Annotated in this window: 15 protein-coding genes; 13 read left to right on the top strand and 2 right to left on the bottom strand. The window is 40.5% G+C overall.

Annotation, left to right across the window (positions count from 1 at the left end; genetic code table 11):
- Nucleotides 1–74 precede the first annotated feature (74 nt).
- Entirely contained in the window at nucleotides 75–440 is a 366-nt protein-coding gene (locus ACMAZF_RS19555) for a Gfo/Idh/MocA family oxidoreductase (protein ID WP_435277292.1), read from the bottom strand.
- A 163-nt stretch (nucleotides 441–603) separates the two neighbouring features.
- The gene (locus tag ACMAZF_RS19550; RefSeq protein ID WP_435275375.1) at nucleotides 604–1,284 is read right to left on the bottom strand and encodes a Gfo/Idh/MocA family oxidoreductase; all 681 of its coding nucleotides are present in this window, start codon (nucleotides 1,282–1,284) and stop codon (nucleotides 604–606) included.
- A 213-nt stretch (nucleotides 1,285–1,497) separates the two neighbouring features.
- Here ACMAZF_RS19550 and ACMAZF_RS19545 point away from each other — a divergent pair, with 213 nt between their 5' ends.
- The 13 genes from ACMAZF_RS19545 (at nucleotide 1,498) to atpG (ending at nucleotide 13,596) form a co-directional block, all read left to right on the top strand.
- Complete coding sequence (locus ACMAZF_RS19545; protein WP_435275374.1) at nucleotides 1,498–3,411, top strand: hypothetical protein; 1,914 nt, start codon at nucleotides 1,498–1,500, stop codon at nucleotides 3,409–3,411.
- A 156-nt stretch (nucleotides 3,412–3,567) separates the two neighbouring features.
- Complete coding sequence (locus tag ACMAZF_RS19540; RefSeq protein WP_435275373.1) at nucleotides 3,568–4,710, top strand: DUF418 domain-containing protein; 1,143 nt, start codon at nucleotides 3,568–3,570, stop codon at nucleotides 4,708–4,710.
- A 337-nt stretch (nucleotides 4,711–5,047) separates the two neighbouring features.
- Nucleotides 5,048–5,431, top strand: a complete 384-nt coding sequence (locus tag ACMAZF_RS19535) for a transporter substrate-binding domain-containing protein (RefSeq protein WP_435275372.1) — start codon at nucleotides 5,048–5,050, stop codon at nucleotides 5,429–5,431.
- A 318-nt stretch (nucleotides 5,432–5,749) separates the two neighbouring features.
- Nucleotides 5,750–6,370 carry a 16S rRNA (guanine(527)-N(7))-methyltransferase RsmG gene (rsmG, locus tag ACMAZF_RS19530; protein ID WP_435275371.1) on the top strand — a complete coding sequence of 207 codons (621 nt, stop codon included), beginning with the start codon at nucleotides 5,750–5,752 and terminating at the stop codon, nucleotides 6,368–6,370.
- Nucleotides 6,371–6,403: 33 nt separating this feature from the next.
- Nucleotides 6,404–7,195 carry a ParA family protein gene (locus ACMAZF_RS19525; RefSeq protein ID WP_435275370.1) on the top strand — a complete coding sequence of 264 codons (792 nt, stop codon included), beginning with the start codon at nucleotides 6,404–6,406 and terminating at the stop codon, nucleotides 7,193–7,195.
- 45 nt (nucleotides 7,196–7,240) lie between these two features.
- A complete protein-coding gene (locus ACMAZF_RS19520; protein ID WP_435275369.1) occupies nucleotides 7,241–8,146 on the top strand; it encodes a ParB/RepB/Spo0J family partition protein in 906 nt (301 codons plus the stop codon).
- 365 nt (nucleotides 8,147–8,511) lie between these two features.
- A complete protein-coding gene (locus tag ACMAZF_RS19515; RefSeq protein WP_435275368.1) occupies nucleotides 8,512–8,904 on the top strand; it encodes an ATP synthase subunit I in 393 nt (130 codons plus the stop codon).
- Nucleotides 8,905–8,907: 3 nt separating this feature from the next.
- Nucleotides 8,908–9,690 (top strand): F0F1 ATP synthase subunit A, encoded by a 783-nt coding sequence (gene atpB, locus ACMAZF_RS19510; RefSeq protein WP_435275367.1) that lies wholly within the window; start codon nucleotides 8,908–8,910, stop codon nucleotides 9,688–9,690.
- Nucleotides 9,691–9,802: 112 nt separating this feature from the next.
- The gene (atpE, locus tag ACMAZF_RS19505) at nucleotides 9,803–10,060 is read left to right on the top strand and encodes a F0F1 ATP synthase subunit C (RefSeq protein ID WP_435275366.1); all 258 of its coding nucleotides are present in this window, start codon (nucleotides 9,803–9,805) and stop codon (nucleotides 10,058–10,060) included.
- Between the two features lie 43 nt (nucleotides 10,061–10,103).
- Nucleotides 10,104–10,574 (top strand): F0F1 ATP synthase subunit B, encoded by a 471-nt coding sequence (atpF, locus tag ACMAZF_RS19500; protein ID WP_435275365.1) that lies wholly within the window; start codon nucleotides 10,104–10,106, stop codon nucleotides 10,572–10,574.
- Nucleotides 10,575–10,589: 15 nt separating this feature from the next.
- Complete coding sequence (gene atpH / locus ACMAZF_RS19495) at nucleotides 10,590–11,123, top strand: F0F1 ATP synthase subunit delta (RefSeq protein WP_435275364.1); 534 nt, start codon at nucleotides 10,590–10,592, stop codon at nucleotides 11,121–11,123.
- A 14-nt stretch (nucleotides 11,124–11,137) separates the two neighbouring features.
- Nucleotides 11,138–12,679: a F0F1 ATP synthase subunit alpha gene (gene atpA / locus ACMAZF_RS19490; RefSeq protein WP_435275363.1), complete on the top strand. Its 1,542-nt coding sequence runs from the start codon at nucleotides 11,138–11,140 to the stop codon at nucleotides 12,677–12,679.
- A gap of 50 nt (nucleotides 12,680–12,729) precedes the next feature.
- Complete coding sequence (gene atpG, locus ACMAZF_RS19485) at nucleotides 12,730–13,596, top strand: F0F1 ATP synthase subunit gamma (RefSeq protein WP_435275362.1); 867 nt, start codon at nucleotides 12,730–12,732, stop codon at nucleotides 13,594–13,596.
- The last annotated feature ends 11 nt before the right edge of the window (nucleotides 13,597–13,607 follow it).

The raw sequence follows: 13,607 nt of genomic DNA, 5'->3' as shown, positions 1-13,607 counted from the left end.
CATAGCATTATTATTGGCTCTACTAATTACATGGGAACTAGGGCAAGTTTCTGCTTATTTCTTATATACAAAAACTAGAGCATGATGACCTGATTCGAATCATTTGAATGTTGTGAAGCTTCAATTATTTGCGCCATATCTAATGCTAATTGATTATCGCAAGGCAACGGGGCTTGATGCTTAATGGTATCAAACAGGTGACGATAGAATGCGCAATAGTCGCCAGCGGGTGACGGTACTAAAATCTCTTCATCGCTATTATTGGTGTATAACGAACCCCAGTCATCGATTTGTTCTTTACCAAACTTATTATCGCAAGGTGTAACCCCGTTTTTAAGTTGCTGATGTTGAGGATCGATGCCTTGTTTAATAAAGCTGTCTAGATCGCCATGAATAACAAAACGTGGGCCAAAATGCTTTACGAGGGAGCTTGTTCTAATTTCGACATTAAGCTTTGCATAATACCATTAATTGCATTAAATATTTGCCCACTTGTACTTGTTAAAATTAACTAAAATGGCGTTGCTCTCAATCCTAATAGCCAGCTATTAGTCAATCGAGCGCCTTGTTTTAGCTGATTTTCTCTACGCACAACAAGATCACTTACTTAATGCAATTGGTATAAGCTAATCGTAGATAAAAATTATCGGGTGCTCTCGCTTTATCTCGCAAAGTAGATACATCAGCAAAAACACTGTTAGGTTTACCAAATAACGTTAATATTTGCACAATTAGATTTGGTGCTAATTCCCACACTGCACCATCAAACTGAGGATTATCTCGCCAATTACTGACAACATCTGGTTGGTAGCGATCAACACGAGCCGCATAAGAGTGCAGTCGACCTAGCTTGTCGTCATTTACAATTGATTTTATCGCTAAGAAGTCACAATCCCATAACCGATTATGGAAACTGGTGATGGTTCGTTCTTTTTCCTGTGCCAGCTTAAGCAGCGTGTCAGCATCTTTGCTATTTAGCGCTATAGGCTTTTCTACAACCACATGTTTCCCGTGTTCCAGTGCTTTTTTTGCTAATTCAAAATGGGTGTCATTTGGGGTGGCGATAATAACCAACTCAATCATCGGATCACCGATAACCTGAGTAAACGAGCGTTGGCTACATCCACGGGGTAATGCATTTGAAACATTGCTGCGATGAGTTGATACCGAAACTAACTGGAAATTTGCGTCAGCAAGCAACAATGGCAAGTGCAAATGCTTGCCTGAGGTACCAAAACCGACCAGTGCGGTTTTGATGGGAACTGTTGTTGACGTTTTGCCCATGGCCTAATTCCAGAGTAAAAAAGATAGGCTAACAGTACCCCAATTATTGTTATGACTTATTGATCAGAATCAAAGTGAATTGAAACTGAATCTTTCGTAACAAAAAGTCAGTATTTATGCTTGTGTACAATTGTTTAAATCCGATGATTACTGTATTTTATGCAATAAATATTTAGTATGTTTTCCAATAATTTATAGCTAAGGAATAACTCAATGGCATTTGATTTTGGCTCTTCAGGTTTAGGGATAAAAAACCCTTTCAAGCAAGAAGGTGTAATTCGCGCAATTGGCGGTTTTGTAACAGCGGCAATAGGTTTGTTTAGTATTTTTAAAACAACCTCAGTTATCGAACAAGATTTAACACAGGCATGGGTTTATGCCATTGTCGGTTTGCTGCTTCTTATTGCCGGTTTACGCCGAGCGGGTCGCGGTCTCTATTTTCTATTTAAATTCTTTGTTGGACGTTCTGTACCATCTTCTTTGGCCTATAACTTTACGCAGAGTGAAGCTGATAACGCCAAATTAGAAGCAAAATCTAAGTCACTAGCTTATAAAGGTGCAGATCTTGAGTCTATGCTAATGGGACGCAAGAATACTACGTTCACTGAGCCGCAAGGCTGGATGGGGCGTTTAGTTCATTCATTGTTTCCAAAGCTTATTTTCTTGCCGTATCAATTTCGTAATATTTTGCAGGAAATTGTTTCGGTATTAGTAACAACCGTCGTTGCTTTCGTTGCTTTTGGTTTGACGTATTTTGTGTCGTCTAGTGGCCTTGCTGGTCAAGCAGGTCACATCATTATTCCGGCTTTTTCATTATTGCTACTAATGTATTTAGTTGGTTCATGGCGCAGCTCTGCTAATGCGGTGCGTATCGATCGCGTTAAAACATTACAAAGTGCTGGTGCGGCGAGCTTAGCAAAAGTTATTGCGTTTTCAATTCTGTTCCCAGTCATCATTGGTTTCATTTACCAAGCGGTTAGTGAGCAATTTAAGGGTAATAATACGGTTGCGCGCTTGTTTGAAAACGTTGATGTCTTTTCGGCGTGGCCAAGTTTATTATTGTTATTAGGATTAGGCGTATTAACCAGTGTATTAGTGCTATACATGGTGGCTGTGCGCACTAAAAATGCTAACCCGGTGACTGATGTCAGTGAGTTTAGAGAAAACTTGCAAGAGTCTGTTCATCCGAATGAAATTTTCATCAACATTGAAAATATCGTGCTCGCAAATCGACGTTACAAAGAAATTCCAAATCGTACTTATCGTGCGTTCGATCCTAAATTAATGGAAGAAAGCCAAGGCAAGGGCTCTTTTTCGGGTGAACTATTAGTGGAGACGCAGCCAGAATTCAAAGCGGTAGATGCTGATTCATCGTTTAAAACTGCACGTCTAGTTAGCACTGTGATGGGCCAAGTATTATTGGTTGTTGCGTCAGTTCTTTTCTTTGGTTTGGCTGATCAAATTGGCACAGCCATCGAGTTTATTAAGAACCTTATGGCTAACCCGCCATCAACTCGCGGTAGTGAAAATGCGGTAGTGTCGACACTTCAGCCTATCATTGAAGCGGGTGCTGCAATTGGCTTTACCTTGTTAAGTACATTATTCATGTGGCAAATTGTGTTAACTATAGGCCGTATGTTAGAAAACTTTGCCAATGTATTTTGGGCTGAATTGCAGTTTGATTCATTGTTAATGTATATGAAAACGGAAGGTACCTTCACTGAATCTAAGATTTCAACAGGGATGTCTATCCATGATTCAACGCGTAGTGAAAACGTTGTGGTTAAATCGTCAATTACGCCATGGGTTGTTAGCTCGCGAGTAACAACAAGCACCTTTGCGACGGCAGGCAGTCAAAACGTAGAAATGCCACGTTATGTGATGTCGATGAGTAAAAATGAAAGTGAGCTAACTAGCATTGTTGATGAGATTAAAGGTTTCTTACGCGATCGCGAAAATATTGCTGGATTTACTAATACTGTTGATTTGCAACACGCGGAAAATATCTTAAAGGTCAATGAGGCGTCTCGCTATAACTCAAGTCAGCTTGGCCATCAGCAAGAAGAACAAGCCGCTGGTTTTCTGCGCAATGAGCAAGAGCATCACGATAGCGAAAAGACTAACTAGATAAGCGAAATTACCTTTTTAAACAAATAGTTTCAAAAATCTAACGATGTTTATGTAAAATTTGTGTTATTTTCCTTGGGTCTGAATTTATTCAGGCCTTTTTATTTCTAGCTCCAAATTAGTGAATGGGGCTGATATGTATTTTTCGGAGGAATTATGAATACATCAATGGATAGGGTAGTAAGTTTAGACTTACTGAGAGGGATTGCGATTCTAGGTATTCTTTTTATGAATATTGTTGCTTTTGCTATGCCGTTTGAGGCTTACCCTAATGTTAATTACGATGGCTTGGCGACAGATACCGAAAAAACGGCATTTATTTTTCAGTTCTTACTGGCGAAAGAACGCTTTATTTCTCTTTTTTGTGTGCTTTTTGGCGCTGGTATCGTGATGTTTCTAGAGCGTGCTCGTGCTAAAAAATTTGAACCTTACCCGCTTATGTCTCATCGTTTAAGTTTATTGATGTTATTTGGCTTTATTCATCTATCGACATTATTCTTCGGTGATATTTTATTGAGTTATGGTTTAACTGGCATCATCATTTATAAATGGAGTGAAAAAGAACCTCACTTCTTAATGCGTCGTGGCATTATTTTTATTGCCGTTGGTGCGTTATTGCTTATGGCTATCGCTTGGGGGATGTCTTTCTTGCCAGCAGATGCAATGGAGCAGGATCCTAATAGTCCATTCTTTATGAATCCGGTTGGATCTTTTGAAAACTTTTTTAATTACAACATTATGATGGGTCTGAATTTAGTCTTTATGTTCCCTGTCGTATTTTGGACCTTGGCAGGTGGTATGCTGATTGGTATGGCGCTCATGAAAAATGGGTTCTTTATCAAAGGGACTAATTTGAAAAATGAGCTAATGCTATTCACCGTTGGCGGTTCGTTAAGTGTTTTTCAATTAATTATGATCTTTGAAACTGATTTTCAAAACATGTTATGGACTAGTGGTTCTTTAAACTGGGTTGGTGGTTTAATGATGATCATAGCTGTGTCGTCACGCTTAATTAAAATAGTAACCGCTAAACCACAATGGCTTATGTTGTTCCAAAATTGCGGCAAGATGGCATTTACGCTCTATATCTTCCAGTCATTAACGATGGCTTTATTATTTAGAGTTATTTTGGCTGACAGCCATGGCGACTGGTTATTACATCATTTGATGGCTGTTGCTGGTGTTATGACGATAATTCAAATCATTTTGGCCAACTTGTGGCAACACTATAAAGGTCAGGGTCCGTTAGAGAAGTTATGGCGTGATATGGTTTATAAAAAAGCAAAACCAATGAGTTAGTTCTAAAGGTTGGATTTTTATTTAATATTAGGGTCTGTTGATCTTTGTGGTTCAAATTTTGTTCAATCTAAAAGGGTTTTGGGCAAGGCATGAGGATTGATGCCTAGTTTATCTAGGTGAATGACGAATAACGCGGCACAAAATCCTTTTAGATGAATCCAACTGACAGCATTTGTTTGTTATTTCTACGGCGTTATCGCCTATTCGTGTAGCCAGCTACACCACATAGGCTCTGCCTTGTAGAAACCTCAAACAAATTGCTGCAAAAATGAACTCAAAAGATCAACAGACCCTAGTACTATGGAGATAGATTCACGGATTTTAAATAAGGATAGTCATGAAAAATCAGATACTTATCTTCATTGGGTTACTGACTTTTTCGTGGCTATTTAGTTACAGTGTTCAAGCACAATCTATCACCATTGCTTACAGCGAATATAAACCTTTTATCTCTCAATCATTGCCGAATAAAGGCGTGTTAAATCACATTGTAAAGCGCGCTTTTGAACTTGAAGGTATCGATGTTCAATTTAAAGCAATGTCTTCGAGCAAAACGTTTAAATTAATTGAAGCAGGAAAAGTTGATGCTTCGGTTGGTTGGACACCTACCACTGATCGTGAAAAATACGCCACTTTTTCTTCGCCAATATACTCTCCTAAAGTTGTATTAACTTTAAGAAGCTTATTGGTACTCGCATTGATGCGTTTCCTATCGCACTAGCCGTTGGGCACGATATGTTGCAACGTAAATTTTCAAAGCGGCAAAAAAAGTCGCTTGATTAGTCGCTTGATTATTCGTCTAAACCGCTGCTTATTGAGCCGCTAACAGTTATGTTTTCGAAGAAAAATGCCGCAAACAAACGCTTGATGAGTAAATTTGAGCATGGCTTAGCGAACTTAAAGAAATCTGGCGAGTATCAAAAACTCGTTCAGAACTTCAACGCAAGTCTAAATATCCAAAGATAAACGGCGCGGCGCTTGGTTATATTGCCAATTCATTATAAAATTCGCCTCACTTTAAATTTCGTGAGCGCATATTGTGTTAACAGAGCAATTACAACAATTAATTGATCAAACAGATCTGACTATTTCACCAGCGCATCAAGCGCAATTAGTGTCTTTGGTAGAATTGCTCAACAAATGGAATAAAGCGTACAACCTAACCTCGGTTAGAGATCCGCGAGAAATGCTGGTTAAGCATATTATGGACTCGGTAGTCGTTTCACCGCATTTACAAGGTAATCGTTTTATTGATGTTGGCACAGGGCCAGGATTACCAGGGTTACCACTCGCCATTTTAAATCCAGATAAAGAGTTCTTTTTATTGGACAGCTTAGGCAAGCGTATTCGTTTTATTAAGCAAGTCATTCATGATTTGGGATTAAAGAATGTAACACCCGTTCAATCACGTGTAGAAGAATTTCAAGATAATCAAGGGTTTGATGGCGTAATTAGCCGTGCGTTTGCATCACTGGACGACATGCTTGATTGGTGTCATCATTTACCGCATTCTCAAGGTAAATTTTATGCCTTGAAAGGTGTGATTCCTGATGCCGAATTAGCACACTTAAAAGCCGAATTAGCGTTAGATGTCATTCATCCGTTAGTGGTTCCTGAATTAGACGGTGAGCGCCATTTAGTCGTAATTAAGCATGCATAAGACAATAACTTCTCAACAATAAAGGAACAGCTTGTGGCAAGAATTATTGCAGTAGCAAATCAAAAAGGTGGTGTTGGTAAAACAACAACAGCCGTAAACCTTGCCGCCTCTTTGGCTGCAACGCGCCGTAAAGTTTTATTGATTGACTTAGATCCCCAAGGAAATGCCACTATGGGTAGCGGCGTTGACAAATATGAAGTGCCAACCACGGCCTATGATTTATTAGTTGATGAGATGCCAATTGAAGATGTCATCGTAAAAGATACGTCTGGTCATTATGACTTAGTGGCAGCAAACGCTGATGTGACTGCCGCAGAAATTAAGTTGATTGAATTTTTTGCCCGTGAAATGCGTCTTAAAAATGGTTTAGCGCCAGTTAAGGACGACTATGATTTCATATTCATCGATTGTCCTCCTGCATTAAACTTATTAACTATCAACGCAATGTCTGCGGCTGATAGTGTATTAGTACCGATGCAGTGTGAATATTTTGCATTGGAAGGCTTAACGGCACTGGTTGATACCATTAGTAAATTAGCAGCAGTTGTGAATCCTGATTTAGTGATCGAAGGCATTTTACGCACTATGTATGATCCGCGTAATCGCTTGGCAAATGATGTATCAGATCAACTTAAACAACATTTTGGCGATAAAGTTTATCGTACAGTGATCCCACGTAATGTACGTTTGGCTGAAGCCCCTAGTTTTGGTGCGCCAGCAATGTATTACGACAAGTCATCAACGGGTTCTAAAGCTTACTTAGCACTTGCTGGTGAAATGTTACGACGCGCTGAACAAGAACCAGAAAAACCATTGGCCGGTTAATAGTTACACCTGGTCATCAAAAATAACAATAGAGTTTAAATAAAAATGTCAGTAAAAAAGCGTGGTTTAGGTAAAAGTTTAGATGCCTTATTAAGTACTAGTAATACCGCACGTACCAAACAAGTTGAAGCCGACAAACAAGTTCATCCTGTTGTCGAAGAGCAAGAAGGCGAACTACGCCAAATTCCTGTTGAGTTTTTACAGCGTGGCGAATACCAACCGCGTAAAGATATGTCTGAAGATGCCCTTGATGACCTTGCAAATTCAATTAAAACCCAAGGTATTATTCAGCCAATTATCGTTCGTCAATTGAGCAAAAAGAATCAATTTGAAATTATTGCTGGTGAGCGCCGTTGGCGTGCTGCTCAATTAGCGAAATTGAGCGATGTTCCCTGTTTGGTTAAAGAAGTCGACGATCAAACAACGATGGCGATGGCGCTCATTGAAAATATTCAACGTGAAGATTTAAACGCGATGGAAGAAGCAGTCGCGTTAGACCGTTTAATTAACGAATTTGAATTAACGCACCAACAAGTCGCAGATGAGGTGGGTAAATCTCGTACTACCGTTAGTAACCTTTTACGTCTTAATACATTAAACGACGATGTTAAACTGCTATTAGAACGCGGCGACATCGACATGGGGCATGCTCGAGCTTTACTAGGTTTAACCGGGGAGTTACAAAGTGATAACGCACGTGTCGTTTCTGGCAAGAGCCTAACAGTGCGTGAAACAGAGCGCTTAGTGCAAAAAGCATTAAAGGGTGAACCGGAGAAAAAGGAAAAAGCAGTTGATCCTAATATCGCTAATCTCCAACAACGCCTGACAGAACATTTAGGTGCTAAAGTTGCTATTAATGACAACGGAAAAGGCAAGGGCAAGCTTGTTATTTCGTACACGTCGAATGATGAATTAGAAGGTGTGTTAGCGCATCTAAAATTACAAGATTAGTTATTTTAATTGGTGATGTCGTCAATAGTTCACAATGATGCTATTGATGACTTATCAAATTGTTTGTTTTTTATTCAATGACAGCCCCGCAAAAATTTCCTCACTCCTTGAAATATATAACGCTAACCCGTCACAGATCCGATCTGGCCTTTGTTTGGTGATTTTCATGAATGTGTAACACAATATGTAGTGGAGCATCCTCCTTTAGTCTCAAATTATGTATTATTATGTCAAAACACTCCGCTATTCAGTTGCAATATTAGCCAGAAAACGTATACTTCCGCTTGCTTTTTTCGGCGCGATATATTGAGTTATTTTTGAAGAATGGCTCATCACTAAAATAAGCAGGTTGCGGAGTAAATAAATTGGTCAATAAACTGGCATCGCAAGGTCGTTCAACGGCGTATAAGTTGATAGGTCTGCAAACACTGGCAGTGACGTTGGTCTCTCTCATTTTCTTCTTAACAAATGGTGTAATGGCAGGGCTTTCGGCACTATGTGGCGGGTTAATTTCCATTTTTCCAAATTTTGTTTTTGCAACATTAGCTTTTCGCAATGCCGGAGCGAGCGCTGCTAAAGAGGTTCTTAGTGATTTCTTTAAAGGCGAAGCACTCAAGCTTGTTTTAGTGATAGTGCTATTTTGGGTGGTGTTTAAGACTTTGGACGTGATTTATTTGCCACTATTCGTTACATACGCATTGGCAATAGTACTCCATTGGCTCTCACCATTAATTTTTAAATCCAAAAAAGTGGGATAGAAGATGTCAGCATCTGATACCGGTGGTCCTCAAACATCTGGCGATTACATTGTTCATCACCTCCATAATTGGACGGTTGGTGATCATTGGTTTTGGTCGTTAAATGTCGATTCACTGCTTTTTTCGGTAGGTCTTGGTATTCTTTTCTGTTGGTTATTCCGAAGCGTTGCAAAAAAAGCAACAACTGGTGTGCCAGGAAAGTTACAATGTCTTATTGAAATGACAGTTGAATTCGTTGATGGTACCGTCAAAGATACCTTCCATGGTAAGAGTGCGTTAATTGCTCCTCTTTCATTGACTATATTCGTGTGGATCATCCTAATGAATACAATGGATTTAATCCCTGTTGATTGGTTGCCTATGGCATCACAAGCGGCGGGAATTGAGTATATGCGTGTTGTTCCAACGACAGACCTTAATATTACTATGGGTATGTCAATCAGCGTATTTTTCTTAATGATCTTTTATAGCATCAAGATGAAAGGTGTTGGTGGTTTTGTTAAAGAACTAACTATGCAACCTTTTAATCATTGGGCATTTATCCCTGTAAACTTAGTTATGGAATTGGTAGCGTTAATTGCAAAACCAGTATCTCTTGGCTTACGTTTATTCGGAAACATGTACGCTGGTGAGATGATCTTTATGCTTATCGCTTTGTTAGGCGTGTGGCAATTACCATTACACTTTGTGTGGGCTGTGTTCCATATCATGGTGGTATTATTACAAGCATTTATTTTCATGATGTTAACCGTCGTGTATTTAAGTATGTCTTGTGAAGATCATTAATGTATAGATTGTTTTAATTGTCGGGCTCCTACATGATGAGCAACGCTTTTGATTCAACGTACGAAACAAATTTTTTACAATTTTTAATTTTTAAAACTATCTGGAGAAACTAATGGAAACTATCTTAGGATTTACTGCAATCGCAGTTGCACTACTTATCGGTTTAGGTGCACTTGGTACAGCAATCGGCTTTGGTATTTTAGGCGGCAAGTTCTTGGAAGGCGCTGCGCGTCAACCAGAAATGGCTCCTATGCTACAAGTTAAAATGTTCATCGTTGCTGGTCTTATCGATGCAATCGCAATGATCGGTGTTGGTATCGCAATGTACATGTTGTTCACCAACCCACTTGGCGCGATGTTAGCTGGTTAATAACGTATCTCTTTTAACCTTTTAATAAATTAGGAGAGACGTTATGAATCTTAACGCAACCCTATTAGGTCAATCGATTGCATTTATCGTGTTCGTTATATTTTGTATGAAATATATCTGGCCACCACTAATGAGTGCAATTGAAGCACGTCAAGCGAAAATCGCTGACGGTTTGGCCTCTGCTGAACGTGCCACCAAAGATTTAGAGCTAGCGCAAGCGTCTGCTACTGATCAATTGAAAGATGCAAAAGCACAAGCCGCATCTATCGTTGACGCAGCAAACAAGCGTAAAGCACAAATCGTTGATGAAGCAAAAACAGCTGCCATGACTGAGCGTGATAAAATCATCGCATCAGGTTATGCAGAAGTTGAAGCAGAACGTAACCGTGCTAAAGAAGATCTTCGTCAACAAGTTGCTACATTAGCAATTGCTGGTGCTGAGAAAATTCTTGAGCGCTCAATCGATGAAGCTGCTGCGAACGACATTGTTGAAAAACTTGTCGGCGAGCTATAACAGAGGATAAGAGTAATGGCTGAATTCACTACCATCGCTCGACCTTATGCTAAAGCAGCATTCGATTTTGCTGTTGAGAGCAACAATGTTGACTCGTGGTTAGAAATGATCACCTTTATGGGTCAAATCGTATCGGAAGATGCCGTTGTTTCAATGCTTAAAGCTACCACTGCGGCATCTGACGCAGCTGACTTGATGATCAAGTTAGGCGGTGAGCAACTCAACGAAAATGGTCATAACTTTGTAAAAGTAATGGCTCAAAATGAACGTTTATTGGTACTTCCTGAAGTGTCAGTATTATTTGCACAGTTCTATGATGAATATAACAAGCAAGTAGACGCAGATGTAACTTCTGCTACTGAACTTAATGACGCACAACAAGCCGACTTGGCAGCGTCACTGGAAAAGCGTCTAGCACGTAAAGTTAAGCTAAACGTAAGTATTGATAAATCTCTGGTTGCTGGCGTAATTATTCGCGTAGAGGATCTGTTAATTGACGGATCAGTACGTGGAAAATTAGAACGTCTTGGCAATCAGCTGCAATCGTAATTGGGGATTAGAGCATGCAACTAAATTCCACTGAGATCAGTGATCTGATCAAACAACGTATCGAATCTTTCGAAGTTGTTAGTGAAGCTCGTAACGAAGGTACAATCGTTTCTGTAAGCGATGGTATCTTACGCATCAACGGCCTAGCGGACGTGATGCAAGGCGAGATGATTGAACTACCTGGCAGTCGCTTCGCGATCGCGCTTAACCTTGAGCGTGATTCTGTAGGCGCGGTTGTAATGGGCCCATACGCTGACCTTGCTGAAGGCGTAAAAGTTAAATCAACTGGACGTATCCTTGAAGTACCAGTAGGCCGTGGTCTACTAGGTCGTGTTGTAAACACACTAGGTGAGCCAATTGATGGTAAAGGCGCTATCGACAACGATGGCTTCTCTCCAGTAGAAGTAATTGCTCCTGGTGTAATCGACCGTCAATCTGTTGATGAGCCAGTACAAACTGGTATCAAAGCAATCGATACAATGATTCCTGTTGGCCGTGGTCAACGTGAATTAATCATCGGTGACCGTCAAACTGGTAAGACAGCTATCGCTGTAGATGCAATTATTGCTCAGAAAGATTCTGGCATTAAGTGTGTATACGTAGCTATCGGCCAGAAGAACTCTACAATTTCGAACGTTGTTCGTAAATTAGAAGAGCACGGCGCACTAGAAAACACTATCGTTGTTGTTGCATCTGCTGCTGAAGCTGCTGCACTACAATTCTTAGCACCTTACTCAGGTTGTGCTATGGGTGAATACTTCCGTGACCGCGGTGAAGATGCACTAATCGTATATGATGATCTGACTAAGCAAGCTGTTGCTTACCGTCAAATCTCTCTACTTTTACGTCGTCCACCAGGCCGTGAAGCTTACCCAGGTGACGTATTCTATCTTCACAGTCGCTTATTAGAGCGTGCTTCTCGCGTAAACGTAGATTACGTAGAAAAGTTCACTAACGGTGAAGTTAAAGGTAAAACTGGTTCGTTAACGGCTCTACCGATTATCGAAACTCAAGCAGGTGACGTTTCTGCATTCGTACCTACTAACGTAATCTCGATTACCGATGGTCAGATCTTCCTAGAGACAGATCTATTTAACTCAGGCTTACGTCCTGCTGTTAACCCAGGTATTTCGGTATCGCGTGTTGGTGGTGCTGCACAAACTAAGATCATCAAGAAGCTTTCTGGCGGTATCCGTACTGCACTAGCACAATACCGCGAATTAGCGGCATTTGCTCAGTTCTCTTCTGATCTAGATGACGCAACTCGTGCTCAATTAGAGCATGGTCAACGTGTAACTGAATTAATGAAGCAAAAGCAATATGCTCCTATGAGCGTTGCTGAGCAAGGTGTTGTTATCTTTGCTGCTGAAAAAGGTTACTTGAAAGACGTTGAAATCAACAAAGTTGTCGATTTTGAAGCGTCTCTACTTTCTTACGCAAACAGCGAAGGTAGCGAGCTATTAGCTAAGATTAACGTTAAAGGCGGCTATGACGCTGATATCGAATCTGGTCTTAAAGCTCTGCTAGATAACTTCGTAGCAACTCAGACTTACTAAGTCGGTGATAGGTGTTGGTAACAACACCTAACTAACTGGAGAAAGAAGAGATGGCTGGCGGAAAAGAGATAAAAAGTAAGATCGCGAGTGTTAAAAACACTCAAAAGATCACGAGCGCTATGGAAATGGTTGCTGCGAGTAAAATGCGTCGTCTACAAGACCGCATGCACTCGTCACGCCCATATGCCACAAACATGCGCTCAGTGATTGGTCATATCGCAGAAGGTAGCTTGGAATATCGCCATCCTTATTTGGAAGAGCGTGACGTCAAGCGTGTTGGTTACATCGTAATTTCGAGTGACCGTGGCCTATGTGGCGGCTTAAACATTAACTTGTTTAAGAAAGTTGCCAAAGATACTGGTGAATGGACTACTAAAGGCGCGAGCGTACAGTTCGCACTCATTGGTAGTAAAGCAATCAGCTTCTTCAATAGCTTTGGAAACGGCGACGTTGTTGCACAAACTTCAGGTTTGGGCGATACCCCGTCACTTCAAGAGCTTATTGGTAGCGTGCAAGTTATGCTGAAAGCATATGACGAAGGTAAATTGGACCGTTTATACGTGGTACACAACAAGTTTGTGAACACTATGGTTCAAGAGCCAACAATCGATCAACTACTACCTTTGCCAAAACAAGAAGGTAATACTGAGCAATCTCATCATTGGGATTACCTCTACGAACCAGACGCGAAAGAATTACTCGATGTACTTCTAACGCGTTACGTAGAGTCTCAGGTGTATCAAGGTGTTGTAGAAAATGTTGCCTGTGAAATGGCTGCACGTATGATGGCAATGAAAAGCGCCACAGACAACGCATCAGACTTGATCGACGATTTACAACTTGTTTATAACAAAGCACGTCAGGCGAGTATCACTCAAGAATTGGGTGAAATTGTAGCCGGCGCAGCAGCTGTTTAGGCAATCGTATA

It is taken from the genome of Psychrobium sp. nBUS_13 (assembly GCF_051201665.1).
In the GTDB taxonomy this organism is placed as follows: domain Bacteria; phylum Pseudomonadota; class Gammaproteobacteria; order Enterobacterales; family Psychrobiaceae; genus Psychrobium.
This window is presented reverse-complemented; position numbering and strand designations above follow the sequence as displayed.

Coding starts and splice junctions, on each gene's coding strand:
- ACMAZF_RS19540 (WP_435275373.1), top strand. CDS start 3,568: ATGAATACATCAATGGATAGGGTAGTAAGTTTAGACTTACTGAGAGGG.
- atpA (WP_435275363.1), top strand. CDS start 11,138: ATGCAACTAAATTCCACTGAGATCAGTGATCTGATCAAACAACGTATC.
- ACMAZF_RS19545 (WP_435275374.1), top strand. CDS start 1,498: ATGGCATTTGATTTTGGCTCTTCAGGTTTAGGGATAAAAAACCCTTTC.
- atpG (WP_435275362.1), top strand. CDS start 12,730: ATGGCTGGCGGAAAAGAGATAAAAAGTAAGATCGCGAGTGTTAAAAAC.
- ACMAZF_RS19520 (WP_435275369.1), top strand. CDS start 7,241: ATGTCAGTAAAAAAGCGTGGTTTAGGTAAAAGTTTAGATGCCTTATTA.
- atpH (WP_435275364.1), top strand. CDS start 10,590: ATGGCTGAATTCACTACCATCGCTCGACCTTATGCTAAAGCAGCATTC.
- atpE (WP_435275366.1), top strand. CDS start 9,803: ATGGAAACTATCTTAGGATTTACTGCAATCGCAGTTGCACTACTTATC.
- atpB (WP_435275367.1), top strand. CDS start 8,908: ATGTCAGCATCTGATACCGGTGGTCCTCAAACATCTGGCGATTACATT.
- atpF (WP_435275365.1), top strand. CDS start 10,104: ATGAATCTTAACGCAACCCTATTAGGTCAATCGATTGCATTTATCGTG.
- ACMAZF_RS19550 (WP_435275375.1), bottom strand. CDS start 1,284: ATGGGCAAAACGTCAACAACAGTTCCCATCAAAACCGCACTGGTCGGT.
- ACMAZF_RS19535 (WP_435275372.1), top strand. CDS start 5,048: ATGAAAAATCAGATACTTATCTTCATTGGGTTACTGACTTTTTCGTGG.